At 63.8% G+C, this 24,505-nt stretch carries 21 protein-coding genes and 1 pseudogene; 17 read left to right on the forward strand and 5 right to left on the reverse strand.

What is annotated here, in order from left to right; genetic code table 11:
• The 4 genes and pseudogenes from TC41_RS05720 to TC41_RS17235 all read right to left on the reverse strand — a co-directional run.
• Positions 1-1,278, reverse strand: a complete 1,278-nt coding sequence (locus tag TC41_RS05720) for an MFS transporter (RefSeq protein WP_237700042.1) — start codon at positions 1,276-1,278, stop codon at positions 1-3.
• A gap of 67 nt (positions 1,279-1,345) precedes the next feature.
• Complete coding sequence (locus tag TC41_RS05725) at positions 1,346-2,638, reverse strand: Glu/Leu/Phe/Val family dehydrogenase (protein WP_041695098.1); 1,293 nt, start codon at positions 2,636-2,638, stop codon at positions 1,346-1,348.
• A gap of 14 nt (positions 2,639-2,652) precedes the next feature.
• Complete coding sequence (locus TC41_RS17230) at positions 2,653-3,147, reverse strand: NFACT RNA binding domain-containing protein (RefSeq protein ID WP_374952867.1); 495 nt, start codon at positions 3,145-3,147, stop codon at positions 2,653-2,655.
• 9 nt (positions 3,148-3,156) lie between these two features.
• A pseudogene (locus tag TC41_RS17235) lies at positions 3,157-4,559 on the reverse strand (Rqc2 family fibronectin-binding protein); the annotation flags it as partial.
• A gap of 38 nt (positions 4,560-4,597) precedes the next feature.
• On the opposite strand from TC41_RS17235, the gene TC41_RS05735 reads away from it, so the two are divergent.
• From TC41_RS05735 to spoVM, 14 genes are all read left to right on the forward strand, one after another.
• The gene (locus TC41_RS05735; protein WP_041695099.1) at positions 4,598-7,318 is read left to right on the forward strand and encodes a calcium-translocating P-type ATPase, SERCA-type; all 2,721 of its coding nucleotides are present in this window, start codon (positions 4,598-4,600) and stop codon (positions 7,316-7,318) included.
• Positions 7,319-7,376: 58 nt separating this feature from the next.
• Positions 7,377-8,261, forward strand: coding sequence for a YicC/YloC family endoribonuclease (locus TC41_RS05740; protein ID WP_014464068.1), 885 nt, complete (start codon positions 7,377-7,379; stop codon positions 8,259-8,261).
• A gap of 116 nt (positions 8,262-8,377) precedes the next feature.
• Positions 8,378-8,578 carry a DNA-directed RNA polymerase subunit omega gene (gene rpoZ, locus TC41_RS05745; RefSeq protein WP_008340497.1) on the forward strand — a complete coding sequence of 67 codons (201 nt, stop codon included), beginning with the start codon at positions 8,378-8,380 and terminating at the stop codon, positions 8,576-8,578.
• Between the two features lie 89 nt (positions 8,579-8,667).
• On the forward strand, positions 8,668-9,885 hold the full coding sequence (coaBC, locus tag TC41_RS05750) for a bifunctional phosphopantothenoylcysteine decarboxylase/phosphopantothenate--cysteine ligase CoaBC (protein ID WP_014464069.1): 1,218 nt from the start codon (positions 8,668-8,670) through the stop codon (positions 9,883-9,885).
• Complete coding sequence (priA, locus tag TC41_RS05755; protein WP_014464070.1) at positions 9,882-12,299, forward strand: replication restart helicase PriA; 2,418 nt, start codon at positions 9,882-9,884, stop codon at positions 12,297-12,299. Before coaBC ends, priA begins: the two co-directional genes overlap by 4 nt.
• A 20-nt stretch (positions 12,300-12,319) precedes the next feature.
• Positions 12,320-12,823, forward strand: a complete 504-nt coding sequence (def, locus tag TC41_RS05760) for a peptide deformylase (protein ID WP_014464071.1) — start codon at positions 12,320-12,322, stop codon at positions 12,821-12,823.
• Positions 12,820-13,764, forward strand: coding sequence for a methionyl-tRNA formyltransferase (gene fmt, locus TC41_RS05765; RefSeq protein ID WP_014464072.1), 945 nt, complete (start codon positions 12,820-12,822; stop codon positions 13,762-13,764). Before def ends, fmt begins: the two co-directional genes overlap by 4 nt.
• The gene (gene rsmB / locus TC41_RS05770; protein ID WP_041695100.1) at positions 13,754-15,109 is read left to right on the forward strand and encodes a 16S rRNA (cytosine(967)-C(5))-methyltransferase RsmB; all 1,356 of its coding nucleotides are present in this window, start codon (positions 13,754-13,756) and stop codon (positions 15,107-15,109) included. Before fmt ends, rsmB begins: the two co-directional genes overlap by 11 nt.
• A gap of 28 nt (positions 15,110-15,137) precedes the next feature.
• Positions 15,138-16,184: a 23S rRNA (adenine(2503)-C(2))-methyltransferase RlmN gene (gene rlmN, locus TC41_RS05775; RefSeq protein ID WP_014464074.1), complete on the forward strand. Its 1,047-nt coding sequence runs from the start codon at positions 15,138-15,140 to the stop codon at positions 16,182-16,184.
• Between the two features lie 49 nt (positions 16,185-16,233).
• Positions 16,234-16,995 (forward strand): Stp1/IreP family PP2C-type Ser/Thr phosphatase, encoded by a 762-nt coding sequence (locus TC41_RS05780; protein WP_014464075.1) that lies wholly within the window; start codon positions 16,234-16,236, stop codon positions 16,993-16,995.
• On the forward strand, positions 16,992-18,938 hold the full coding sequence (gene pknB / locus TC41_RS05785) for a Stk1 family PASTA domain-containing Ser/Thr kinase (RefSeq protein ID WP_014464076.1): 1,947 nt from the start codon (positions 16,992-16,994) through the stop codon (positions 18,936-18,938). The genes TC41_RS05780 and pknB overlap by 4 nt, the downstream gene beginning before the upstream one ends.
• 11 nt (positions 18,939-18,949) lie before the next feature.
• Positions 18,950-19,825, forward strand: a complete 876-nt coding sequence (gene rsgA / locus TC41_RS05790) for a ribosome small subunit-dependent GTPase A (protein WP_014464077.1) — start codon at positions 18,950-18,952, stop codon at positions 19,823-19,825.
• Complete coding sequence (rpe, locus tag TC41_RS05795; protein ID WP_041695101.1) at positions 19,825-20,490, forward strand: ribulose-phosphate 3-epimerase; 666 nt, start codon at positions 19,825-19,827, stop codon at positions 20,488-20,490. The genes rsgA and rpe overlap by 1 nt, the downstream gene beginning before the upstream one ends.
• 153 nt (positions 20,491-20,643) lie before the next feature.
• Complete coding sequence (spoVM, locus tag TC41_RS16200; RefSeq protein ID WP_035469379.1) at positions 20,644-20,727, forward strand: stage V sporulation protein SpoVM; 84 nt, start codon at positions 20,644-20,646, stop codon at positions 20,725-20,727.
• A 74-nt stretch (positions 20,728-20,801) separates the two neighbouring features.
• Here the strand turns inward: spoVM and rpmB are convergent, their stop codons facing one another.
• Entirely contained in the window at positions 20,802-20,993 is a 192-nt protein-coding gene (rpmB, locus tag TC41_RS05805; protein ID WP_014464078.1) for a 50S ribosomal protein L28, read from the reverse strand.
• A 200-nt stretch (positions 20,994-21,193) separates the two neighbouring features.
• Between rpmB and recG the strand changes: the two genes are divergently transcribed.
• The 3 genes from recG (at position 21,194) to asd (ending at position 24,421) form a co-directional block, all read left to right on the forward strand.
• On the forward strand, positions 21,194-23,230 hold the full coding sequence (gene recG, locus TC41_RS05810; RefSeq protein WP_014464079.1) for an ATP-dependent DNA helicase RecG: 2,037 nt from the start codon (positions 21,194-21,196) through the stop codon (positions 23,228-23,230).
• A gap of 85 nt (positions 23,231-23,315) precedes the next feature.
• The gene (locus TC41_RS05815; protein WP_008340515.1) at positions 23,316-23,513 is read left to right on the forward strand and encodes an alpha/beta-type small acid-soluble spore protein; all 198 of its coding nucleotides are present in this window, start codon (positions 23,316-23,318) and stop codon (positions 23,511-23,513) included.
• Between the two features lie 263 nt (positions 23,514-23,776).
• The gene (asd, locus tag TC41_RS05820) at positions 23,777-24,421 is read left to right on the forward strand and encodes an archaetidylserine decarboxylase (RefSeq protein ID WP_237700044.1); all 645 of its coding nucleotides are present in this window, start codon (positions 23,777-23,779) and stop codon (positions 24,419-24,421) included.
• Positions 24,422-24,505 lie beyond the last annotated feature (84 nt).

Genomic DNA, 24,505 nt, shown 5'->3' on the forward strand with positions numbered 1-24,505 from the left:
TCATGAGGCGCCGGGCTCTGGCGCTTCCACTGTTGGCGATGGCGCCCGGGGCGTGGGTGGCACAGCGAAAATCGCGATGCCAAGCGTGCAGATGCCGATGGCGATGAGGAAGATATCGGTCAGCGACATCGCGTGGGTCATCGCCGTGCTGACGAGCGGCGCAATGGCGCCGCGGATCCCAAACAGAAGGAAATGAAGTCCAAACGCTTCGGCTTCTCGCCCGGGGACCGCGCGAAAGATATACGACATGCAGCCGATGTCCCAGACGGCGTCGCCGACGCCCAGCAGGGCGCAGGCGGCGATCACGGCCGCAAACGACCCGCTGAGCACGTACAGCGCTGGGGCGAGGGCGTAGGCACTCATGCCGATGAACATGGCGTGGCGCGGCGACCACGTGTCGATGATCCATCCCACCACAAAATATGCCACTAACAGGGCCGCGTAGTACGATACGCGCGTCACGCCAATCTGGGCGTTGGACAGGTTCAGGGTGTGAACCTGATAGATCTGGTAAATCGGTCCCGCCAACAGGTTGCCGAAGCCGGTGGCCATGGTGGCCATCAGGAAGATGGTCAGAGGCCGGCTGGCGCGGGCCACTTGCCAATGCCCGAAGATTTGCTCGATTCGCCGCGAAGGCTGCGCCGAAGTGGCTTCCGGCCCAGGCGTCTCGACCTCACGGGCGCGGGAGAACAGGATCACCGACAGCGTCCCCATGATGGCGGCACCGATGAGCGGCCATCGGTCGCCCTGGTGTTGGCTCCACTCCCCGACAACGTATGCGAGGGGGATGAGGAGCGTCCCCTGCGCGACGCGCACGTAGCCCATCAGCCGCCCCCGGAGCGCAGGCGGGTACATGCGGGCGAGCAGCGCGGGATAGGCGGGCGCTTGAATGCCGTTCATGAAGTTCACGATGAACGCCGTCACGAGGAAGGCCGTGGGTGTCAACAGCGCACCTGCCAACAGGACGGACAGCCGACCGACGACGAGCGGCCACAGGACGAAAGGCTTCGTCGATCGCCCGCGCATGAGGTGAGCCCACATCGGCGACCACAGCATGCCAATGGCCGGTGCCGCCGTGAGCAGCCCAACTTCGAGATTCGATGCGCCGTGTCGAATGGCCATGGGCACGTAAAATTGGTTGACGACGACATTGAACAGAGCAAACAGGACCGAACCTCCAAAATCGATTCGGAAGTTCCACCACGTCTTCCACTTCATCTGCATCCCGAGGCGGGTGACCACGTCGTCGGGACTCATGCTCGCGCTCCTCATGCTCATCCCCAGCGCAAGGGCGCGGCCGAGCCGCGCCCCGAGAATTGGCGAGTGTTCACATGCTCGAAGAGGGTCATACCCATCCGCGCCAGCGCATGGCCTCTGCGAATGGGCGAATGCCCACCATGTAGGCTGCCATGCGAGGCAGCACGTCGTACCGCTCCGCGGTATCGAGAATGTTGTGCACGCTCTGCACCATCATGTTTTCCAGGCGTTGGTTGACCTCGTCCTCGGTCCAATAGAAGCCCTGGTTGTTTTGCACCCACTCGAAATACGAAACGGTGACGCCGCCCGCATTGGCCACGACGTCCGGCACGACGACGATGCCGCGCTCGTGCAGGATGTGATCCGCCTCAGGCGTGGTGGGCCCGTTCGCCGCCTCGACGATGAGGCTCGCCTGGATCTTGTCCGCGTTGCCTTCGTGGATTTGGTTCTCCAGCGCCGCGGGAACGAGGACGTCACACGGCTTGGTCAAGAATTCCTCTGTCGGAATGACGCCGGAAAGTCTTGGCGTGACCATGCCGAACGAGTCCTTTTCCTCGATGAGTTCCGGGATGGGCAGGCCATTCTCGTTGTACACACCGCCGCCCGCGTCGCTGATGCCAACCACGGTGGCGCCGAACTCGTGAAGGATGCGAGCCACGTTTGAACCGACGTTGCCGAATCCCTGCACCAGAACCCGCAGCTCCGAAAGCTTTTTGCCCATTCGCTCCGCGGTCTCCCGCAGCGCCACTACGACGCCCAGCGCGGTCGCAGATTCGCGCCCGCGCGATCCGCCTAGGACGATTGGCTTACCCGTGATGAAGCCCGGTGAGTCGAACTCACGAATGCGGCTGTACTCGTCGTACATCCACGCCATGATCTGGCTGTTCGTGTACACATCCGGCGCCGGGATGTCCTTCGCCGGGCCCACAATCTGACTGATGGCCCGCACGTAGCCGCGCGCCAGTCGCTCCTGCTCGGACAGGCTCATGCTGCGCGGATCGCAGACGATGCCGCCCTTGGCTCCGCCGTACGGAAGGTTGAAGATGCCGCACTTCAGCGACATCCAGATGGACAGCGCCTTGACCTCATCCAGCGTCACGTCGGGATGGAAGCGAACGCCACCCTTGGTGGGGCCAATGGCGTCGTTGTGTTGCGCTCGGTACCCTGTAAAGACTTCTACATGCCCGTCGTCCATGCGGACCGGGATGCGAACCGTCATCACCCGGATAGGCTCCTTGAGAAGCTCGTAGACAGCCTCCTCATAGCCGAGGCGATCCAGGGCTTCGCGGATGGTCGCCTGCGTGTTGCTGAGAATGTTGGTGTCGTGCGCGGGCTTATTCGCACCGACGATCAGGCGTTTGTTCCCTTGTTCCTGCGACATGGTCGATCTCTCCTTCAACGGGAATCGCTCGTTTCGCGCCTCGCAAGCGTTCGGGACATGATGCTCTCCACAAGCGATCGCTCCGGCGTCACGAAGAGCGTCCTCTGATGGTCGTACAGCGCAAACCCGGGCCGGGCCCCATTCGGTTTCCATACGTGGCGGACTTCTGTCACGTCGACGGGCACGTTTGCCGAATCGCGCATTCGGCTGAAATACGCGGCGAGCGTGGCCGCCTCTTCAATGGTGCGTTCCGGGATCTCGTCCGCCTGCCCCCGTTCGATCACGACGTGCGATCCCGGCGCGTCTTTGACATGGAGCCACAGGTCGCGCTTGTCGGCCTTGCGAAACGTCAGCCGATCGTTCTGCACGTTGTTTCGGCCGACGCGGATGACAAAGCCATCGCTGGACCGAAACGCGTGCGGCTCCGACTCTGTGGCGCGCCGCTTGCCGCCTGTCCCTCGTCGATTGGTGCGCGCCAAGAACCCCTGCGCTTCCAGTTCGCGGCGCACCTCTTCGAGGTTCTCGAGGGAGGTATCCCCGAGGGCCTGCAACACATCTTCCAGATAGCGCAGGTCTCGCAACGTGTTTTCGCGCTCCGCTTCGATCCACTGCCGCGCCCGCTTCCGTTTTGCCGCCATGCGAAAGAGGCGTTGCGCGTTGGCGATGGCGTCGAGTGCGGGATCCAGCTCGATCCGCAAAGGCCGGTTGTCGTCATAGTAGTTCGGGAGCTCGACCTCCGAAGCCCCACGCGGGACCTCGTGCGCATATGCGGTCAGAACTTCGGCCTTGATCCGCAGTTCCTCCTCCGCTTCGGCGTCTTCCCACTCCTGCTCGAGGCGGACGAGCTTGCCCCGCAGGCGGTCCATGTGTTCTCTCACGGTTCGCTCCAGCTCCCGGGCCAAGCGCGACTGGCGCAGAGATTCGCCGGTATCGGCGAACAGCCAGCGGATAGCCTCGCTCATCGTTTCGCACTCGGCGAACCGAGCGCGCGACGTGAGCCGAAACGGGGCGCATTCTACGGCCCGGCCCACGTCGTCGAGGCCGACGGAAGCAGGTTCCCGCCCTTCGTCCACGGCGGCTGCGAGATCGAGCGCCGCCCGATGAATGGACGTCGGCTCAGCGGAACCCGTTCGCGCGATGGCGCGATGGAGGATCTCGCGAGCCGTCACAGGTCCCGTACCGGCGAGCTTCTCCACGATGGCCATCTGATTGGCACGGGAGGTGCCGGCGGATGGATCGACGCCAAGGAAATCCTCGGGCGCGCACTGTTCCACCGGCTTCTTGCGTTGCGGTGGTGGCGGAAGATAGGGCACTCCCGGCAACACGGCTCGGTAACGGGACATCTCCTCCGAGACGCGCACGGCGCTGTCGATGATCAGGCGGCTTCCGTCGGTCCGCTCTTCGACGAGCACGATGTTGCTGTGTCGCCCCATGATCTCGCAGATCAGCGTGTACGCGCGCCGGTCGCCGAGGTCGTCCAGTGCTTCAATTGCCATTTCAAGCACCCGATCCCATCCCGGCTGTGTGACGCGGAGGATGCGCCCCCCTCAATGTGTTTGCGCAAGAGCACGCAGAACATCGGCGGCGTGGCCGGGTTGTCTGGGCGTTCGTCCGCGAGAAAGTGGACGCGCGCAAATTGTTGGTGGGCGGACACGTACAGGCGCCGCGCCCCCAAATGGGCCGAGCGGACGGCGAGGACGAGATCGCGCTCGCCGGGTTGATAAACTCTGTCGATCCGTGCGCCTCGCAACGCGTCGTCGAGTTCGCGCGCGAGGCGGCGCAAGGTCCAACCGTCCACGCTCGATGCTCCTCTCTCACGAAGCCAGTATACCGCAGTTTCCTCCATTCGGCGCGGTGATTTCTTGACAAAGGTCGTCTGGATACGACCAGGTCTCGGACATGTTCGCTCGGCCTGACGCATAGATGATTACGAGACAAGTTCACGAAGGGGTGTGCTCGGTGGAACAACAAACGTGGCATGCGCAGAGCGAGGCCGAATGCCTCGCGCGACTCGGGACGTCGCTTGACGGGCTCTCCCAAGAGGAGGTGGAACGGCGGCGCGAGGTGCACGGGCTGAACTTGCTGCACGACGGGAACAAAGTGTCGCTGTTGACCGTCTTCTTCAATCAATTTCGCGACTTTATGATACTTGTGCTCATCGCGGCCACGCTCATCTCCGGCCTTCTCGGCGAATACACCGACGCCATCACCATCATCGCCATCGTCTTTCTGAATGGGATCCTCGGCTTCGTGCAGGAAGTGAGGGCTGAGCGTTCACTCAAGGCGCTCAAGGAGCTCACGGCACCGGTGGCGAAGGTGCGACGCGAAGGCGCAGTGGTGGAGGTCTCCGCGAAGGAGCTGGTGCCAGGGGATATCGTGCTGCTCGAAGACGGGGATCGCGTCCCAGCCGACGGCCGCATCGTTCGTGCCCGATGGCTGGAGGTGGAGGAGTCAGCGCTCACCGGCGAGTCGGTGCCAGTGGCGAAGGATCCGCGCGTCACGGTACCGGAAGACAGCCCGCTTGCCGAGCGCCGGAACATGGTGTACATGGGGACAATGGTCACCCGCGGCCGGGCGGAGTACGTCGTGACGGCCACGGGCATGCAAACCGAGATGGGGAAGATTGCCGATCTTATTGATCAATCTGAGGATCAGGAGACGCCGCTTCAGAAGCGGCTGGATCAGCTCGGCAAGACGCTCGTCTGGATCTCGCTCGGCATCACCGTGCTCGTGGTCGTGGCGGGCGTGCTGCATGGGCACGCGCTCTACGAGATGTTCTTGGCGGGCGTGTCGCTTGCGGTCGCGGCCATTCCGGAGGGACTACCGGCCATTGTCACCATCGCCCTCGCGCTTGGCGTCCAGCGGATGATCAAGCGGAATGCCATCGTGCGCCGGCTTCCCTCCGTCGAAACGCTCGGGTGCGCCACCGTGATTTGCTCGGACAAGACGGGGACGTTGACTCAAAACAGGATGACGGTCACGGAGATTTACGCGGATGGACTGTACGTAGAAGTGACGGGTTCCGGCCACCAATTGCAAGGCGAATTTGTCGCGAACGGCCGCCGGATCGAGCCCGGGCGGCGGGCTGCGCTCAAGAGTTTGGTCGAGATCGCGGCCGTGTGCAACCAGGCGCATCTTGAGCCGGGGGCAGACGGCGCGTCCGTGCAGGCCGTCAAGGGAGATCCGACGGAAATCGCGCTTCTCGTCCTGGCGCACAAGGCGGGTTTCACGCAGCCGGACAGCGTGTACGAGCGCGTTGACGAACGGCCCTTTGATGCAGATCGGAAGATGATGAGCGTGCTGGTGCGTTCGGGCGACGAGTGGTTCGCGTTCGTCAAAGGGGCGCCGGACGTGCTTTTGGCGCGCTGCACCCACGTGCTTCTCGGCAACCGCGAAGAGCCGATGGGGCAGTCGCTGCGCAAACAGATTCTCGCGGCCAACGAACAAATGGCTTCTCGCGCGTTGCGCAACCTCGGGTTTGCGTACCGGCGCTTCCGTTCGGCGGAAGAGGCGCGCCAGGCGGATTGGGAGTCTGAGCTTGTGTTCGTGGGGATTTGCGGCATGATCGATCCGCCGCGGGACGAGGCGAAGGCGGCCATCGCCAAGGCCAAGTCCGCCGGCATTCGCACGGTCATGATCACGGGGGATCATCAGGCGACGGCGACGGCCATCGCGAAACAGCTCGACATCCTGCCGCCAGGCGGACGCGTGCTCACGGGGGCCGATCTGGAGGGCTTGGACGACAAGCGCCTCTCCAACCTCGTGCGCGACACCTATGTCTACGCGCGTGTGACCCCGGAGCACAAGCTTCGCATCGTGCGAGCGCTCCAGGCGAATCGCGAGGTGGTCGCGATGACGGGGGATGGCGTCAACGACGCTCCTGCCATCAAACAGGCGGATATCGGCATCGCCATGGGACAGAGCGGGACGGATGTGGCGAAGGAGGCGTCCAGCCTCATCCTCGCGGACGACAACTACGCCACCATCGTGGCCGCGGTGGAAGAGGGGCGCGCCATTTACGACAACATCAAGAAGTTCATCCGTTACCTGCTCGCGTCGAACGTGGGCGAGATTCTGACGATGTTCCTGGCCATGCTGGCCGGCTGGCCTCTGCCTCTGACGCCGATTCAAATCCTTTGGGTCAACCTCGTCACGGACGGACTGCCGGCCATCGCGCTCGGCGTCGATGCGCCCGAGGACGACATCATGAGCCGCCCGCCGAGAAACGTGCACGAGGGCATTTTCGCGCGCGGCATGGCCGTCAAGATTCTGTCCCGCGGCGTGCTCATCGGACTGGCCACACTCGCGGTATTCGCGTGGTCCCTGCGCCAAGGCGAGGAGCTCGCGCACGCGCAGACGATGGCCTACGCGACGCTCACCATGGCCCAGCTCATCCTCGTCTTCGACTCGCGGAGCCTCGAAGGCGGCATCTTGCGGCGGAATCCACTGGAAAACGTCTGGCTTCTGTTGGCCGTGCTGTCCTCGGTCGCGCTGTTTGCGTGCACGATGTACGTCCCGCGCATGGCCGAGGTGTTTCACACGACGCCGCTCGGATTCAGCGATTGGGCCATCGTGCTCGTGGCGGCAGCGGTACCCACGTTCGCGCTCTCGGTGCGGCGGATGGGCCGGAACAGGCTTCACAAGTTCCAGCAGCGGTCCGGTTCCGACGCGGCGGCCTGATTGCCAACTCGTCCGCCCATCGGTACAATCCTGACCAGACGATAAGCGGTCAGGAGGCATGCGCGTGGGGATTCGCAGCATGACAGGTTTTGGCCGGGCGGAAGGGCGCGTCGGACCGTACGACGTGGTGGTCGAGGCGAAGTCGGTGAATCATCGCTTCCTAGAGGTCTCCGTGCGCTTGCCGCGGGAATGGTCGTTTGCCGAGATGAGGGTGCGCGATCGCGTCAAGTCTCGTTTGCACCGCGGTCGGCTGGATATCGCCGTCTCGTTCGCCGGGGCAGGTGCGGAAGCGGGGGAGGTTCATGTCGATTGGGCGCTCATCGACGCGCTCGTCGAGGCGGATCGGACCCTGTGCGAAAAGCTCGGGATTGAGTTTGATCCGCGCGCGGCGCGCCAGTGGCTGATGTTTCCCGGTGCCGTCGCGGTGCGCCCTGCGGCGTTAGACGAGGAAGAGGCCATCACGTCGCTCACAGGACTCGTGGACGACGCGCTTGAGAAACTCGTGGCCATGCGCGAACGCGAAGGAGAGGATCTCGCCCGCGCCTGCATCGGCTACCTCCAGGAGGTGGATGCTCACCTTCGTGCCGTCCGGGAGCGGGCGCCGGCGTCTGTCGCGGCGTACCGCGCGGCGCTTCTGGCCAGGGTGTCGGAACTCGGCGTCTCCGTCGACGACGCGCGCCTGGCGCAGGAGGTCGCGCTGTTTGCCGATCGCGTCGCAATCGATGAGGAACTGGTGCGGCTCGAGGCCCACGTGCGAGCGATGCGCGACGATCTCGGCCGAACGGAACCCGTGGGTCGTCGACTCGATTTCCTCGTGCAGGAGATGCACCGCGAGGTGAATACCATCGCGGCGAAGTCTCAGGACGCCGAGATCAGCCAACACGTCGTGGAGATGAAGGCGTTGGTCGAAAAACTGCGCGAACAGGCGCAGAACGTCGAGTAGCAGACCTCCTCTTTCCTTTGCGCCGAGATCGATGTACAATGTAGGGAAGCGCCGTCTGTGTTCGAGGATTTGCGTCCGCCCTGCAGGGCGGAGATTTCGATATGGGGTGACCGTCGTTGATCTATCCGTCCATTGACCGGTTGTTGGAGCGGTGCAACAGCAAATACGCGCTCGTTGTGCTCGCGGCGAAGCGCGCGCGCAAGCTGCAGAACGAGACCCTGAATCAGCCTGGCGCGTCGACAACGCGGAACGTGAGCCGCGCGCTGTGGGAAATTCACGACGGCGTCGTTCGCTGCAAAAACTTCGACGGCGAGTGACGCAGATCCGTGATCAGGCGATGAGGCAGGACAACCGCGCGTTGTTCTGCCTCTTGTCATGAACGGCAGGAGCCAAGGGAGGGTGCGGTATGGACAAAAAGACCATCCTCGTCGGGGTGGGAGGAGGCATTGCGGCGTACAAGTCCGCGAATCTGTGTTCACTCCTGGTGAAGCGCGGTTACGAGGTGCAGGTGCTGATGACCGAACACGCGACCCGGTTCATTCAGCCGCTCACCCTGCAGGCCCTGACCAAGCACCCGGTGATCTTTGACACGTTTGCAGAGCCGAATCCGTCCGAGATTGCGCATATCGCGGTGGCGGATCGCGCCGACCTGTACGTGATTGCGCCGGCCACGGCCAATCTCATTGCCAAGCTGGCGCACGGCCTGGCGGACGACATGGTCACGACCACTGCGCTTGCCGCGACCTGTCCCACGGTTGTGGCGCCGGCGATGAACGTCCATATGTTTGAACACCCCGCCGTGCAGGAGAACCTGGACATTCTCCGTCGCCGGGGGACGCTCGTGCTAGATCCAGGCGAAGGGCCGCTCGCCTGCGGTTACACGGGCCGCGGGCGCATGCCCGAACCCGAGGATATCGCGGACGTGATTGAGGCTGTGCTCCACCAGGAGCGCGATTTGGAGGGCCTCATCCTTCTCATTACGGCCGGGCCGACGGTGGAGGATATCGATCCTGTCCGGTATCTCACCAATCGGTCGAGCGGCAAGATGGGGTACGCGCTCGCCGAGCAGGCCGCGCGCCGCGGCGCCCGCGTCACCTTGATCTCAGGCCCGACGCATCTCAAACCGGTTCCCGGGGCCCGGATGGTCTACGTCCGCTCGACCGAGCAGATGCTGCACGCCGTAAGCGAGTTCTTCCCCGAAGCGGATGCGTTCATCTCGGCTGCGGCACCGGCCGATTTCCGGCCCGCCCGCACCTTGGATCATAAATGGAAAAAATCACAAGGACCGCTCAAGCTCGATCTCGTCGAGACGCCCGACATCCTGCTCGCCGCGAGCCGCCTGAAGCGCCCTGGCCAGGTCGTGGTGGGATTTGCGGCGGAGACGGACATGCCTTTGGAACACGCCCGGCGCAAGCTCATCGACAAGGACCTCGACCTGATTGTGGTCAATGACGTGACGAAGCCAGGAGCAGGCTTCGAAGTGGACACCAACCAGGTCACGCTCATCGCGAAGGACGGATCGACGGAGGCCCTGCCGGTCATGGAAAAGCACAGAGTGGCGGATCACATCCTGACCCGCGTTCGGCAGGTCCTTCGCGTGTCGGACGGTGAGCGGCCTTTATGACCGCTCGGACCGCCCGCGTCGCGGAGGTGGTGGTCGATGGGACGGCGCTGTTTTTGGACAAGCGGTTCGATTACGCCGTGCCAGCGGGGATGGATGTCTCGCCGGGCGTGCGCGTGGTGGTACCGCTGCGGGACTCGTTCCGGTCCGGCATCGTCTGGGCGGTGCGGGAGGCCGCAGATGCAGGCCGGCTTCGTCCGCTCGCGCGCGTGATGGATCGAGTTCCCGTGCTCACGTCGGATCAGATGCGCATGGCGGAGTGGCTCTGCGACCGCTATGCCGCCACACTGCCCGAGGCCGTGTCGGCCATCTTGCCGGGGGCATTTCGCGTGCGCGTCCGGAAAGTCATCGTTTCCAGCGCGGATGCGTCCGTCCCAGACGACGTGCAAGCCTCGGCGCTCTTTCGCTGGATCGCCGACGCCGAGCCAGAGTGGAGCGAGCTTCGCGCGCGTTCCAAGGCGGACGAACGTGCCGTCCGGGCGTGGTTGGAGGCCGGTTTCGTCCGGGAAGAGATCCGGGTGGACGAGGCGGTGGGCGAGAAGCGGCGGGCCTACCTCGTCGCCTGCGTGCCAGACGAGGATCTCAGGCTCGAGGCGGAACGCCGGCGTCGGCGCGCCCGGCGCCAGAGTGAAATCTTGCTGCGACTTGCAGACGAGCGCGAGGTACTTTGGGATCGGCAGGCGTATCCGCCCTCGTCCGTGGCGCCCCTCATCCAGGCGGGACTGGTGGCTGTGNCGGAGCGGCGCGTGAGACGGGCTTTTGCCTCGCTCGACAAAGACGCGCCTTGGCCCGAGCTCACGACGTATCAGGCGGCCGCGGTGCGCGAGCTCAGCGAGATGGCCCGACAGGGTCATGGCGTGGCGCTGCTGCACGGCGTGACCGGAAGCGGCAAGACCGAGGTGTACATGCACCTGATTCGCGCGGCCATCGAAGACGAGGGGCAGGCCCTTGTGCTTGTGCCGGAGATTGCCCTTACGCCGCAGCTTGTGCAGAGGTTCGAGCGGAGGTTCGGAAGCCGGGTTGCCGTCCTGCATTCGGGATTGTCGCTCGGCGAGCGGCGCGAGGAGTGGACGCGGGTTCTCGAAGGAGACGCAAGCGTGGTCATCGGGGCGAGATCGGCGGTCTTTGCGCCGATGCGCAAGCTTCGGCTGGTCGTGATCGATGAGGAACACGAGCCGTCGTACAAGCAGGAGGATGCGCCCCACTACGACGCGCGCGAAGTGGCCATGTGGCGCGCGAGAGAGGCCGGGGCGCTCCTGGTCTTGGGATCGGCGACGCCGTCGCTCGCGTCCATGTTTCGGGTGGAACGAGGCGGCGCGAGGCTTGTCTCCTTGCCGGTTCGGGCGAATCGGCGGCCGCTGCCGCCCGTGGACGTGATCGACATGCGCGAGGAGTTGCGCGCGGGAAACCGGTCGATTTTCAGCCGCAGGCTCGCCGCGGAGCTGGAGCGCACGGTGGCCGAGGGCATGCAGGCCATCCTGTTTCTGAATCGCCGAGGCTACGCGCACGCAGCGCTATGCAGAGCGTGCGGCCACAGCATGGAGTGTCCGCGCTGCGACATTCACCTGACGGTCCACCGGAAGACGAGCGGGCACGTCCTTGTGTGCCACTACTGCGGGCACGAGGAGCCACTCGTCCGCCGCTGCCCCACTTGCGGCGAAGATGCGCTGGTCCCGTATGGACTCGGGACCGAGCAGGTGGAGCAGCACCTGCTGCGCACGTGGCCCGCGATGCGCGTATTGCGGATGGATTTGGACACCACGCGGCGAAAGGGAGCGCTTGAGTCCATCATCGATCGGTTCCAGCGGGGCGAAGCCGATGTGCTCGTGGGCACGCAGATGATCGCGAAGGGGCTCGACTTTCCGCGCGTGCGGCTGGTGGGGGTCGTGGCGGCCGACGCGATGCTCACGCTTCCAGACTATCGCGCGAACGAGCGCGCCTTTCAGCTGCTCACGCAGGTGGCCGGACGCGCAGGACGCGCAGACACGGACGGGATCACGCTCATCCAGACGTATCAGCCCGGGCATCGCGCCATCGAAGCGGCGAAGTCCCACGACTACCGCATGTTCTACGAGCGCGAGCGGGAGAGCCGTGAATTCTTTCGCTATCCGCCGTTTTGCGAACTGGCGGTTTTCCTCGCCTCGCATTCTGAGGAGCGGCTGGCGCGCGGCGCCGCGGCGCGGTTCGAGCGGGAACTCGCGCGTTCGCCGTCTGCGGCGTCCTTGACCGTGCTGCCGGCGGGGCCAAGCGGCATTCGGCGGATCGACAACGTGTATCGGTATCAGGTTGTGATGAAGTACGCCGCGTGGCAGGATGTGAAAGAGGACGTTGTGCGCGCGTACCGATTGGTGAAGGAGAAGATGAACCGGCTGGGCGGATCCGCCGTGCTCGACGTCAATGCCCAACGGATCGGTTGACTATCGGGAGGGGATGAACGATGGCCATTCGCATCATTCGCAAAGGGGAGGATCCGGTGCTGCGGCAGAAGGCGCATGTCGTGACGCAGTTCACCCCGGCCATTCACCGGCTCCTCGACGACATGGCGGAGACCATGTACGACGCCGACGGGATTGGCCTCGCGGCCAATCAGATTGGGATTCTCAAGCGCCTCGTCGTGATCGACGTGCAGCCGAAGGAGGACAGCTTCCAGAAACGCGCCTGGATTGAGCTTGTCAACCCGGAGATTATCGAGCGAAGCGGGGTGCAGCGCGAGCGCGAGGCGTGTCTCTCTCTGCCGGGGCTCTCGGGCGTGGTGGAGCGCGCCGCCTACGTGCGGGTGCGGGCGCAGAACCGGTACGGCGAATTCTTTGAAATTGAGGGCCGAGATCTGCTGGCGCGCTGCCTGCAGCACGAGATTGATCACCTGGACGGCATCCTGTTCACGGACTACCTGCGGCCCGAGGAAATCGAGCGCCAGCCGGTCGGAGAGTCGTCGAGATGACGGTTCGAGCGCTGTTTTGCGGGACGCCGGATTTTGCGGTGCCGAGCCTCGATGCGCTCTGCCGCTTGGGCTACGAGGTGGTCGTCATCACGCAGCCAGACAGGCCTCGCGGGCGATCCCGGACGCTGGCGCCGCCTCCGGTCAAAGTGCGAGCGCTGGAAATCGGCCTTCCGGTCTGGCAGCCCGAGCGCCTGCGAGACGCGATGGAGGACATCCGCCGTTTCGCGCCGGATCTCATCATCACGGCCGCGTACGGCAAGATCCTGAGCGAGGCGCTGCTGCGGCTTCCGCGCGTCGGATCGGTCAACGTGCACGCGTCCCTTCTCCCCCGTTGGCGCGGTGCGGCGCCCATCCAGCGCGCCATCTGGGCCGGCGACGCGGAAACCGGCATCACGCTGATGGAAATGGTGCGCGATCTCGACGCGGGGCCCATTTTGGCGCAGGAGCGCGTGACCATCGAGCCGACGGACACGGCCGGCTCGCTGCACGACAAATTGGCTCGGCTCGGCGGCGAGGTGTGCGAGCGGTATCTCCCGCTTTATGTCGCCGGCGAGCTTGTGCCCGTGCCCCAGCCGGCTGAAGGGGTCACCTACGCCGAAAAGGTGACGCGCGAGGACGAGTGGATCGACTGGACAAAAAGCGCGGCCGAGATCGACAGGCAGGTGCGGGCGCTCGCGCCGGTGCCGGGGGCGACTGCCGCGCTCACCACGGGCGAGGAGCTGAAGATCCTCACCGGCCGCCCCGTGCACATGGAGCCCTTCGGCGATCCCGGCGAGGTCGAGCCGCGCGGCGAAGTGGTTTGGGTGTCGTGCGGCGCGGGCATCTACGAGATCCTCGAGTTAAAGCCGAGTGGTCGCCGCGCGATGCCAGCGGGCGCGTTTTGGCGCGGGCTGCGCGGAGAAGGCGTGCGCATGAGGGGGGGCGCGAGGGATGATGGCTGAGGGTAGGCGGCGCGCGTACCAGGCGCTCATCCGGGTGGAACGGGACGGGGCGTACCTCAACGTCGCCCTCCAGGAGGCGCTCGCAGGCGCAGGCGTGGACGAACGGGACCGCGCGCTGGCCACTGAAATCGCCTATGGGACGTTGCGCCGGCAGATTACGCTCGACCGACTGTTGTCGCCGCTCGTGCGCCGCCCCTTGGCGAAACTGGATCCCGAGGTGCGCGTCATCTTGCGGATGAGCGCGTACCAGATGACCTGGCTCGACCGCGTTCCGGCGTATGCCGCGGCAAACGACGCGGTCGAACTCGCCAAGCGCCATCGACCACAGGCGTCAGGCTTCGTGAACGCGGTGCTTCGCCAATACGCCGAGCGCGCGCAAGAGTGGGAGAGTTTGCTCAAGAAGGCCCTCGCGGGGGCGAAGGACGTCGAGCGCTGGTCGGTCATGTACAGTGTGCCGGCCTGGATTGTGGAGCGGCTCGTGGCCGATCACGGGGCGGATAGAGTTCTCGCCGCGCTCGCTTCGATGAATGAGCCGGCGCCGATGTCGCTCCGCGCCAATCGCCTGCGCGAATCCCGCGAGGAGACCGTCGCTCGGCTGGCGCAGGAGGGCGCTATGGCGGTGCCCGCCGCGCTGGCAGAGGACGGCCTGCGAGTGCGGGGGCAGGTCGACGTGACGCGCCTGCGGGCGTATCAGGACGGCTACGTGACCCTTCAGGACGAGGGAGCCATGCTCGTGGCGCCGCTTCTTCGCTCGGAGCCTGGCATGCGCGTGGTGGACCTGTGCGCGGCGCCGGGCGGCAAGACGACGCATCTGGCCGAGCTGATGGGCGATCGCGGCGAGATCGACGCCTATGACGTCACCGTGGCCAAGGTCCGCGCCGTCCGGCAACAGGCGGAGCGACTTGGCCTGCGAAGCATTCACCCGAGGCTCGGCGATGGCCGGCAGGTGGAACCGGAGGAACCGTACGACGCGGCGCTCGTGGACGCGCCCTGTACAGGCCTTGGCGTCATGCGCCGTCGGCCGGATCTGCGATATCGGCGGCGCCCCGAGGACGTCGCGCAGTTGGCGAAGCTTCAGCAGTCCTTGCTGCGCCGCGCGTGTGCCATCGTCCGGTCCGGCGGCTGCGTCGTGTACTCGACGTGCACACTGTTGAACGAGGAGAATGAGTCCGTCGTGCGAGAGGTGGCGTCCGATCCGGCCGTGGGCGTTCGCATCGAGGACATCGGAGGCGACTTGGCGCCGGCGCTGGCGACTCGTGTGGGAGAGCGCACGGCCGGTTTCCTGCTTTGGCCGGACTGGCACGAGACGGACGGATTTTTCATGGCGCGCCTGCGCCGAATTTGACGGTCGGCTTCGCCAGGGAGGTGAGACGATGGTCCATTTGTATGATTTCACGCTCGAGGAGTTGCGCGACTGGGTGGTGCAAGAACTCGGCGAGCGGCCATTTCGCGCGGTTCAATTGTACGAGTGGATGTACCAGAAGCGGGCGAAGTCGTTTGAAGAGATGACGAATCTCCCGAAGGCGCTTCGCCAACGTTTGAACGAGATGGCTTACCTGCGGTCCGCCAAGCAGGTCGTGCGACAGGATTCCAAGGTGGATCCGACGACGAAATTTCTGCTCGCATGGCCGGACGGCGTCACGGTCGAATCGGTGTTGATGCGCCACAACTACGGAAATAGCGTCTGTGTGTCGTCTCAGGTCGGGTGCAAGATGGGCTGCACGTTCTGCGCGTCCACGCTCGGAGGCATGATCCGCCACATGACCGCGGGCGAGATGGTGGAGCAGGTGATGCACAGCCAGGCGCTGTTGGACGAAGTGGGGCAGCGCGTGTCCTCCGTCGTGGTCATGGGTTCCGGTGAGCCGATGGACAACTACGATCAAGTTATGCGATTCATCGACATCATCACGAACCAACACGGTCTCAACATCGGACAGCGCCACATCACGGTGTCGACCGTCGGGCTGGTGCCCGGCATTCGCCGCCTTGCGGAAGAAGGCCGTCAAATCACGCTGGCTGTATCTCTACACGCGCCGAACGACGCCATCCGCGGGCGCATGATGCCCGTGAACAAGGCGTACCCGATTGCCAAGTTGATGGAGGCATGTCATGATTACTATCGAAAAACGGGACGCCGAATCTCGTTCGAATACGCGCTGGTGGCAGGCGAGAACGACAGCCTCGAGTGCGCCCAAGAGTTGGCGGCGTTGCTGAAGGGTTTACCGTGCCACGTCAACCTGATTCCAGTGAACTATGTGCCTGAGCGCGGTTATCGCCGCACGGACAGGAAGCAGATCTTCGCATTTTGGCGCGCGCTGTTGGATGCGGGTGTGAACGCCACCATTCGCCGCGAGATGGGACACGACATCGCGGCGGCGTGTGGACAGCTTCGCGCTCAATACGCGAACCGGCAAGCCTGAGGCGGCCCGTACGCTCAATGAAGCTCGGTTCGGGAGTCGAGGTGTTGAGATGATCTACGCGGCGAAGTCTCATATCGGGCTGGTGCGCACCATGAATCAGGACGGCTACGCGGTTGTGGACGATTTGCCGGTGGGCGTCCTATTCGTGGTGGCCGACGGCATGGGGGGACCTCAGGCTGGGGATGTGGCCAGCCGGATCGCCGTGGAACGGGTGAGTGAATACGTCGGACGGCATCTCTCGGCTGAGGCGAACCCGCGGGAGGTCGTTTCGTCGGCCATCGCGGACGCGAACGAAGAGATTTACAGGCAGGCGGCGGCAGTGCCCGAATACGCCGGCATGGGAACTACCATCGTGTGCGCGCTCGCCCTCGCGGACAGGATGGTGGTGGCTCACGTAGGAGATAGCCGCGCGTATGCGTTGACCGGCGGCGAGTTCCGCCAGGTCACCGAAGATCACAGCCTTGTTGCCGAACTGGTGCGGCGAGGCCATCTGCCTGCCTCGGAAGCCAAGCATCACCCGCAGCGCAATATTGTGACGAGGTCCCTTGGCACCGAGCCCGTGAGTCTTCCAGATCTGACGGAGGTGCCGTGGCGGGAGGGCGATGTCCTGCTTCTGTGTTCGGACGGGCTTTCGAATTTGGTGGAAGATGATGAACTGAAAGTGTTCCTGGAACAGGCGCGTGAGGCACGTGCAAAGCAAGACGTGTCCGCGGCCGTGGACGCGATGATCCAGCTTGCGCTCGACCGGGGCGGGACGGACAACGTCACCGCACTTGTCGCGGTGCATCGAGAGGAGGATACCATCGGATGACGGCGCGCGCGCTCGGGGGTCGTTACCGTCTCGAGCAGAAAATCGGCGAAGGCGGCATGGCGGAAGTGTATCGCGCCATCGATACGCTCCTCGATCGCACGGTGGCCGTGAAGATGCTGCGCAGCCAATACGCGGTGGACGAGGAGTTCGTTCGCCGTTTTCGTCAGGAGGCGCAGGCTGCTGCGCGCCTTTCCCATCCGAACATCGTCAATGTGTACGATGTGGGCGTAGAGGACGGCCAGCAATACATCGTGATGGAGTACGTCGACGGTCCCACGTTGAAGGACGTGATCGTCGAGCGCGCACCGCTCCCGGTCGAGGAAGTGATCCGCATCAGCAAGCAGATCTGCTCGGCCTTGCAGCATGCGCACGAGCTGCACGTGGTTCACCGCGACATCAAGCCGCACAACATTCTCCTGACGAAGAGCGGCCAGGTCAAGGTGGCGGACTTCGGCATCGCCCGGGCCGCGACCGGACATACCATTGCGCATCGCCAGGCGACGACGGTGTTGGGATCGGTTCACTACTTTTCGCCCGAACAGGCGAGAGGGGGTCCCACAGACGCGAAAAGTGACATCTATTCCCTTGGGGTCGTCATGTACGAGATGCTGACGGGTAAACTCCCCTTTGAGGGAGACTCCCCCGTGAGCGTCGCGCTCAAGCACCTCAGGGAGCCGTTCGTTGAACCGCGCCAGCTGAACAAAGACATTCCGCAGAGCGTGGAGAACATCGTTTTGCGCTGTCTCGTCAAGGAGCCGGAAGGCCGTTACCCCAACATGGCCGCGGTGATGGCCGATCTCGACGCTGCGCTCGAGCGCCCCAATGTCCCGAAGTTCGTCTCACCTAGCGATATGGACGACAAGACCATCGTGGTGCCTGCGATGGGGGATCGCCTGAGCGAGGCTCTGAAACTGCGGAGGCCCAAGGCGGACGGGGAGAGGGCCAAGGGAGCGCGCGCGTCCAAACCGCCGATGGCACCCTGGAAACGGGCGAGTCTCATTGCAGGCATTGTGGTGTTGTCGCTGGCGGCGCTTGGCCTCGGCGGCTACGCGGCCATCGTGATTGTGACGAGGCTTCTCACCGTGCCGAACGTGGAACTGCCGTCCGTCGTCGGGAAGCCGGTGGCCTCGGCCGTGGCCACGCTGGAGGCAGCAGGTTTTTCTAGGCAACAGATTCAGGAGAAGTTTGAGCCCAATCTGAAGGCTGCATCTGGGATTGTGTATCAGCAGTCACCCGCGGGCAACACCCAGGTGAAGAAGACGCGAGACATCACGCTCTACGTCAGCCAGGGCGCGCCGAAGGTGGCGGTTCCGGACGTGACCAATGAGCCGCTGGATCAGGCCAAGCAGGCGCTCGTGAGCGCCGGATTTTCAGCCAACAACATTGTCGTTCAGACGGAGACGAGCACTTCTGTGCCGTCGGGGGACGTGATCTCGAGCAATCCGGCGCCTGGGACGCAGGTTCCCATCACGTCGAAGATCACCCTCACGGTGAGCCAGCAGCAATACGTCACGGTGCCGAAACTCGTGGGGCTTACACTTCAACAGGCGGAGGCGGCCATTCAAGCGGCGGGCCTCACCTTGGGCACCGTGACGCCGAGCGATCTCGTCAACCAGAATCCGCTCGTTTCCTATGCGTACCCGTATATCCAGGGGGATCGCGTGCCCGTCGGATCGACCATCAATCTGTATGTCGTGCCGAACCCTGCCTCCATCCCGCCGTCTAATGGGACGGGGAACGACACAGGCAACGCGGCGAACGGCGGATCGCAAAACGACCTCGGAAACGCGGCAGGGGTGGGCAATGGCAGTACCAACAGCGCGGCCGGCGACAGTTCCGCGGGGGATACCGGAAACGCTACCCAACCCACGGCCCAGTCAGCGCCCCAACCGCAGCCGCCAGGCAAAGCGGCGCCTGGTCATCTGAAGCATAAAGGGCATTGAGGAGGTGCGCGGTGAGAGAAGGGCGTGTCATTCGCGCCATCAGCGGATTTTTTGACGTGTTCGACGATGGTCAGGTCCGCCGTTGCCGTGCGCGCGGCGTGTTCAAGGTCAAGGGTACGACTGTCTTGGTGGGGGATTTCGTCCGCTACGAGCCCGTCGGGGCGCAGGAGGGCATCATTCGCGAGGTGCTTCCACGCCGGACCGGGCTCATCCGTCCCCCCATTGCCAACGTCGATCACGTCGTCGTCGCGTGTTCCTTTGTGACGCCTGACCTGAGCTTTTACATGCTCGACAAAACCCTACTTCAGGCCAGCGTCGCGGGCGTGGAACCGACCATTGCGTTCACAAAGGCGGATTTGGTATCTCCGGAGCGCGCGGCCGCGACGGTCGAACTGTACCGCCGCCTGGGCTACGAAGCCGTCGCCGTGGCGGCCAAACAGGGCGAGGGGGTAAGCCTACTCCGAGCGCGCCTTCAGGGCCGTGTGACGGTTCTCGCGGGGCCGTCTGGTGCAGGCAAGTCCACGCTGGCCAACGCCCTTGCGCCGGGGATCTCGTTCAAGACCGGCGAGGTGAGTGAGAAAATTGGCAGAGGACGGCAGACCACGCGTCACGTGGAACTGGTGCGGCTGGACGACGTCACGTGGATGGCAGACGCGCCGGGGTTCAGCCAGCTTCAGGTGCCGGTGGCGTCGCGCGAGGTGAGACTCCATTTTCCGGAGTTTCGGCCTTTGGCGCAGGAATGCGCCTATCGAGATTGCCTTCACCTGGATGAGGACAACTGTGCGGTGAAGCGGGCGGTGGAGGAAGGCGATATTCCTGCCATCCGCTACATGTCCTACAGGCAGCTGTATGAGGAAGCGCGTGAACAGGAGTTGAACGCGTACTGATGAAGACACCGGTGATTGCTCCTTCGATTCTATCGTCAGACTTTGCTCGGCTGCGCGACGAGGTTGACGAGGTCATCCAGGCTGGGTGCGATTGGATACATATTGATGTGATGGATGGTCACTTTGTGCCCAATCTCACCCTTGGCCCTCTCGTCGTCAAGGCCCTGCGGCGCCATGTGCAAGCGACGTTCGACGTGCACCTGATGGTCGAATCGCCCGAGCGATGGATCGCGGCCTTTGTCGATGCCGGCGCCGACATCCTGACCGTGCACTACGAAGCGACGCCGCACGTGCATCGCGCGCTGCAGATGATCCGCGAGTCTGGCCGCAAGGCAGGTTTAGCGCTCAATCCGGGCACGTCTCCGGATGGGTTGTCGTACCTTCTCGCCGATGTCGATCTCGTCCTCGTCATGACGGTGAATCCCGGCTTTGGAGGGCAATCGCTCGTGCCGAGCACGCTGGCCAAGGTCGCGGAAATTCGCCGCATGTTGGACGACGCTGGCCGTCAGGACGTGCACGTGGAAGTGGATGGAGGCATTCACGCGGGAACCATCCGTCAGGCGAGAGACGCGGGTGCCGATGTGTTTGTAGCAGGGTCAGCCGTGTTTGATCAACCCAATCGCGCACGCGCGATTGAGGCCCTGCGCGCGGCGCTTGGCGAGTGAAATGAATTCGCGAGCTCGTCCTGGCACATTTCGACAGGGGGCGCATATACATAGCTAGCGACAGACGCCTATGCCCTCGAGGCAGAGCGGGACTTGCGGCGGGTCAGACTCCGCTCCGACAATGGCGCAGGTTGTTCGAGGGGGGTAGAGGTCGTGAAGGTCTACACCATCAAATTGCCGCGCTTCCTGGGTGGAATTGTGAAGGCTGTGCTCAGCACATTTACGAAGGACGAATGAAGCGAGACGCAAGAGCACTCATGCGAAACCATCCATACAAAGAAAAAAGCACCTCAAAGGTGCTTTTTTCTTGTTCAGATGGCGCGCTTCACCTTACCTGCCTTGAGGCAGCGGGTGCAGACGCGGATGCGCTTCACGGAGCCGTCGACGACGGCGCGCACGTTCTGCAAATTCGGATACCAGCGCCGCTTCGTAAGAATGTGAGAGTGGCTGATTTTGTTGCCGACTTGCGGACCCCGGCCACACACTTCGCAACGGCGAGCCATGCGAGCACCTCCGTTCCCTCAAAGTGTATGAATCGGAAACCTCACGCATGGGCTTCTGCGTGATGAACCTCGCCTAGCTTAGCATATTCGCCGAGAATCCCGCAACCGTCCTTCCAGGCGCCTTTCTGGGTATAGTACTATAGTACAATGAGGCAGAGTCGTGCCGCCGTGGGCGGCGTTCACACAGGGAGGGCAGCGCATTGTCGCTCAAATCGCTGTCCGTGCGCGCGCTGCCGGGTGTAGGCCCGCAGAAGGAGCGAGCACTCGAAGCGCTCGGCATCCGAACGGTCGACGACTTGTTGCACACGTATCCGTTTCGATATGACGAGCGAGCGGAGAAGCCGTTTCCCGACTGGCGCGATGGCGATCGCGTCACAGCGCGGGCTGTCGTCGAAGGCCCCGTGCAAGTGAGGTGGCGCGGTTCGAAGTCCATCATGACGGCGCGCGTGCGCGTAGACGGCCAGCACCCGGTCGTGTGCCTGTGGTTTTCCCAACATTACTTGCGTTCCAAGCTGTCCGACGGGCGGTTCATTGTGGTGACAGGCAAATGGAACGAAGCGCTGCGCCGCTTAGTCGTCAACGAGACATCGTTTGAGGTCGGGACCCACGCACCTGCGCTAGTGCCGGTATACCGCGCAAACAAAGATCTGTCGACGAAGGCCATCCATCAACTGATCTTGAAGGCCCTGGAACACTACGCGGAAGACATTCAGGAGTCACTGCCGTACGCGCTCATGCGCAAGTACCGGCTTTGGACGCATCGAGATGCGCTCGTCGGCATCCACCGTCCCCAATCGCTCGAGGACGTCCGTCAGGCCCGTCGGCGGCTCGTGTTTGAAGAGTTTCTTTTGTTTCAAATTCAGCTCCAGTGGCTTCGCGCAAAGCGCGAGGAGCCCGCAGGGCGCGCGCAGCCCGTGCCGAGTGACGCGCTGAACGCGTTCGAGGCCCTCTTGCCTGTTCCGATGACGAACGCGCAGCGGCGCGCGTGCGAGGACATTCTGCGCGATCTTCAGCGCCCCGTTCCGATGACGCGCCTGATTCAAGGGGACGTCGGATCGGGCAAGACGTGGGTGGCCCTTTTTGCCTGCTTTGCGGTCCACCTCGCGCGCGGGCAGTCTGCGCTCATGGCGCCCACTGAAATCCTCGCCGAGCAGCACGCGAGGCTCGCACACCAGTTGCTCGGCCCTGCCGGCGTTCGCGTCGAGCTTTTGACGGGTTCCGTGACGGGACGCGAGCGGGATCGCGTGCTGGCAGGCCTCGCTTCCGGGGACGTATCGCTGGCCGTCGGTACGCACGCTCTCTTGTCCGAGGGAGTCGAGTTTCGCGATCTCGCCCTGCTCGTCACCGATGAACAGCATCGCTTCGGCGTCGCGCAGCGCGCGAGGCTGCGAGAGAAGGGCCGGGCGCCGGACGTCCTCATGTTGTCGGCGACGCCGATTCCGCGGACGCTCGCGCTCGCCATCTACGGTGACATGGACGTGTCCGTCCTGAACGAGTTGCCAAAGGGCCGGAAGCCCATTCAGACCCTTGCGGTCCCGTCCGAAGACGAGGAAACCGCTCTTCGCCTCATCCGCAAAGAGTTGGCGCGCGGGCGCCAAGCCTACATCGTCGCGCCGGCCATCGAGTCGTCGGAACGCGACGACGTGGCGTCCGTCACCCAGTTGTACGAGCGCGTGCGCGAGTACCTGGCGGGATTTCGCGTGGAGCTCCTGCACGGCCGGATGTCAAGTGCGGATAAAGAGCGCATGATGCGCGCGTTTCGCGACGGCGACATCCACGCGCTCGTCGCGACGACCGTGATCGAGGTCGGCATCGACGTGCCCAATGCCACCGTGATGGCCATCTATGGCGCGGAGCGCTTCGGTTTGGCGCAATTGCATCAACTTCGCGGGAGAGTCGGGCGAGGGCCTCATCCGAGTTACTGCCTGCTCATTCACGACGCATCGTCCGAGGCGGCGCGCGCGCGAATCGAGACCATGCTGCAGACGAACGACGGGTTTGAGATCGCGGAGCGGGATCTCGAGTTGCGCGGGCCTGGGGAGCTGTTCGGCCTGAGGCAGAGCGGTCTTCCGGAGTTCGCGTTGGGCGATCTCGCCCGCGATTACCGGATCATGGAGGTTGCAAGGGAAGAGGCGCTGGCGCTCCTCAGGCGGGACGATTTTTGGTACGCCCCGTGGGCCGAAGGTCTGCGTCACGCGCTGAAGGAGGCCATGGACAAGGTTTCGTATCGAGACTGATGGCCACCATGGGTGGATCGAAGTGACATCTATAATTCCACCTCCCCCGAACATACTACGGTACACCAGGGGGAGGTGAAGGGTGATGGCAAACCAGAACGGAAGCAACAAGGTGCTCGTGCAGGGCGCCAACCGCGCGCTGGATCAGATGAAGTACGAAATCGCGACGGAGTTCGGCGTTCAGCTGGGCCCCGACACGACCGCTCGCCAGAACGGCTCTGTGGGCGGCGAGATCACGAAGCGCCTGGTGGCTTACGCCGAGCAGCAGCTTGCTGGTCACTGAATAAGGTTCGACGAGGGTTGGCGCAAGCCAACCCTCGTCGCGTGATGAAAACGCCACCCCGCGCACTATAATGAGACTTGACCCTGCAATGCATGTGAGAGGCGGGATGGCATATTCGTATAACGAGAGCGGCCTTGTACGCCTTTCCGAAGCGCGCGTACACCTTTTGTCTTCGGCGTTTTGTCGACTCCGGGATCAGTCGCCGGGCCATTCCGTGGTTCATTCGCCATTACAACGTTGAGCTTTGCGACATTGCGGGAGACTTGTCTGACTACCATACCCTCGGCGAGTTTTTTGCTCGGAAACTTCGCCACGGAGCACGCCCCATCGGGGACGGGGTTACGTCGCCGACGGACGGGCTCGTGCGGGAGGTTGGCCGCTTGCAGGGTCACCTTTGGGTGAAAGGGGCCCTGTTCGATCTCGCCCAGTTGGTTCAGGATGACCGCCTTGCGGACGAGTTATCGGGCGGATACGTCGTCACGGTGTATTTAAGCCCCCGCGATTATCATCGCATTCACGCGCCGGTGGACTGCGCGCCAGAACGCGTGTGGCGAATTCCGGGCACGCTGTTTCCGGTCAACCCCGCGTCTACGCGCGTCATTCCAGGTCTTCTCGCGAGAAATGAACGGGTCGTGACGCGCTTTTCCTCTCCTCTAGGGCCTTTTGCCATGGTCATGGTTGGCGCCTGCGGGGTGGGGACTATCCGCCTACGATACGCCGTGAGCCGGGGGCGACGGCTCAAGCTCATCCCGGGCCAAGCCTATCGCCGGGGCGAGGAAATTGGACACTTCGCGCTCGGGTCAACCGTCCTTGTGCTTTTCCCTCCGTCCTGGGGCCTCGAGTGGTCGGTGGAAGTCGGCGATCACGTGCGGATGGGACAAAGTCTAGCAATAGTATCCATGGAGTGAAATGGTTAGGAAGAACCTCGTACTTGCTGCACGGATCGAAAACTTGTACATTGGTAGTGAAGTCAGTAGTGCTATCGGAATGTT

The organism is Alicyclobacillus acidocaldarius subsp. acidocaldarius Tc-4-1, assembly GCF_000219875.1.
Classification (GTDB): Bacteria; Bacillota; Bacilli; order Alicyclobacillales; family Alicyclobacillaceae; genus Alicyclobacillus; species Alicyclobacillus acidocaldarius_A.

What these genes read in the sequence shown, in the direction of transcription:
- TC41_RS05720 (WP_237700042.1), bottom strand. Translation starts at nt 1,278, where the DNA reads ATGAGCATGAGGAGCGCGAGCATGAGTCCCGACGACGTGGTCACCCGC.
- TC41_RS05725 (WP_041695098.1), bottom strand. Translation starts at nt 2,638, where the DNA reads ATGTCGCAGGAACAAGGGAACAAACGCCTGATCGTCGGTGCGAATAAG.
- TC41_RS05740 (WP_014464068.1), top strand. Translation starts at nt 7,377, where the DNA reads ATGCGCGTGGGGATTCGCAGCATGACAGGTTTTGGCCGGGCGGAAGGG.
- coaBC (WP_014464069.1), top strand. Translation starts at nt 8,668, where the DNA reads ATGGACAAAAAGACCATCCTCGTCGGGGTGGGAGGAGGCATTGCGGCG.
- def (WP_014464071.1), top strand. Translation starts at nt 12,320, where the DNA reads ATGGCCATTCGCATCATTCGCAAAGGGGAGGATCCGGTGCTGCGGCAG.
- fmt (WP_014464072.1), top strand. Translation starts at nt 12,820, where the DNA reads ATGACGGTTCGAGCGCTGTTTTGCGGGACGCCGGATTTTGCGGTGCCG.
- rsmB (WP_041695100.1), top strand. Translation starts at nt 13,754, where the DNA reads ATGATGGCTGAGGGTAGGCGGCGCGCGTACCAGGCGCTCATCCGGGTG.
- rlmN (WP_014464074.1), top strand. Translation starts at nt 15,138, where the DNA reads ATGGTCCATTTGTATGATTTCACGCTCGAGGAGTTGCGCGACTGGGTG.
- TC41_RS05780 (WP_014464075.1), top strand. Translation starts at nt 16,234, where the DNA reads ATGATCTACGCGGCGAAGTCTCATATCGGGCTGGTGCGCACCATGAAT.
- pknB (WP_014464076.1), top strand. Translation starts at nt 16,992, where the DNA reads ATGACGGCGCGCGCGCTCGGGGGTCGTTACCGTCTCGAGCAGAAAATC.
- rpe (WP_041695101.1), top strand. Translation starts at nt 19,825, where the DNA reads ATGAAGACACCGGTGATTGCTCCTTCGATTCTATCGTCAGACTTTGCT.
- rpmB (WP_014464078.1), bottom strand. Translation starts at nt 20,993, where the DNA reads ATGGCTCGCCGTTGCGAAGTGTGTGGCCGGGGTCCGCAAGTCGGCAAC.
- TC41_RS05815 (WP_008340515.1), top strand. Translation starts at nt 23,316, where the DNA reads ATGGCAAACCAGAACGGAAGCAACAAGGTGCTCGTGCAGGGCGCCAAC.